Consider the following 1,415-nt stretch of genomic DNA (forward strand, 5'->3'; position numbering starts at 1 on the left):
CAGAGTATGACCGTAAAGATGGCGGATTTTCACACCTTGTCGATAAAGAGGTAACGTGCTCTCCCGATGCAGAGAGTATTTATGAGCATTTAATTCCGTTGCTCAAACGCAGTAACTATGAGCATTTAGCCTCTTAACAGCAATACAATAGCTAGTATTCAAGTTACCTTGATTAAAAAAAGATATAAATTAATGGATTCGATTTTTAATCGTTCTAAATAATTTGGTATACAGCACATGGTGTCAGTAGCTATATTTGGGCAAATACAGCATTTCGCCTTCAGGTCACAGGATTGATAAATGTTAAAAATTTTTAAAGCATTAGCATCTAAGCATAAGGAACCGAAAAGAAAGGGATGTAGTTTATACGTATTACCTGATAACTCTGTAATTATACAAGGCTATTCTTATGAGAATCACAGTCCTGGTTTTGTGAACTCTCGTGATATAGTGCGTATTTCAGAAGAGCTGATACCTGTATTGTTAGGTGAACTTGTATTAACGATAACCAATACCACTAAGTTTATTGACCTTAAAGAATGGGTAAAAGATCACGATTCATATACCAAGGCCTTTTTGAGCTTTGCTGGCTATAAAAACTATAGAAGGTTGGAAAAAGAGGCTGCTTATGTCTTTATTGAATTGGAGAATAATGTGATCACAATTACGCCAACAGAATATGGCCTTTACGGTAGAGGTGGATTTGGATTCCTTGTCAATAAAGAGGTAACGTGCTCTCCTGACGCAGAGAGTATTTATCAGCATTTAATTCCGTTGCTCAAACGCAGTAACTATGAGCATTTAGCCTCTTAACAGCAATACAATAGCCAGTAGTTAGGTTACCTTAATTATAAAATCCTCAGAAATTTCATATTTCTGAGGATTTTTTGCGTAAATAAAAGGGATATAAAGTAGATGGATTCGATTTTTAATTATTCAAAATAAATTGATATACAGCACATGGTGTCAGTAGCTATACTTGGGCAAATACAGTATTTCGTTTTCAGGTCAAAGGATAGTAAATGTTAAAAATTTTTAAAGCATTAGCATCTAAGGACAAGGAACCGAAAACAAAAAGATGTAATTTGTATATATTACCTGATAATTCTTTTATTATACAAGGATTTTTTTATGAGAATTACAGTCCTGGGTTTGTCCATTCTCACGTCAGGGCGCGTATTTCAGAAGAGCTGATACCGGTATTGCTAGGTGAACTTGTATTAACGATAACCAATACCACTAAGTTTATTGACCTTAAAGAATGGGCAAAAGATCACGATTCATATTCCAAGGCCTTTCTGAGCTTTGCTGGCTATAAAAATTTTAGAATGCTGGAAAAAGAGACTGCCTGTGTGATAATTAAATTGGCGAATAATGTGATCACGATTACGCCAACAGAGTATGACCGTAAAGAT

Annotated in this window: 2 protein-coding genes; both read left to right on the forward strand. The window is 35.0% G+C overall.

The annotated features are described in order from the left end of the window. The first annotated feature begins 300 nt into the window (after positions 1–300). Positions 301–813 carry a hypothetical protein gene (locus tag J3U64_RS09895; RefSeq protein WP_267391633.1) on the forward strand — a complete coding sequence of 171 codons (513 nt, stop codon included), beginning with the start codon at positions 301–303 and terminating at the stop codon, positions 811–813. 209 nt (positions 814–1,022) lie between these two features. Then, a partial coding sequence (locus tag J3U64_RS09900; protein ID WP_267409113.1) for a contact-dependent growth inhibition system immunity protein occupies positions 1,023–1,415 on the forward strand: 393 nt, incomplete at its 3' end.

The sequence above is a fragment of the Snodgrassella sp. B3800 genome (assembly GCF_026535865.1).
Lineage (GTDB): Bacteria > Pseudomonadota > Gammaproteobacteria > Burkholderiales > Neisseriaceae > Snodgrassella > Snodgrassella alvi_E.

Coding starts and splice junctions, on each gene's coding strand:
- J3U64_RS09895 (WP_267391633.1), top strand. CDS start 301: ATGTTAAAAATTTTTAAAGCATTAGCATCTAAGCATAAGGAACCGAAA.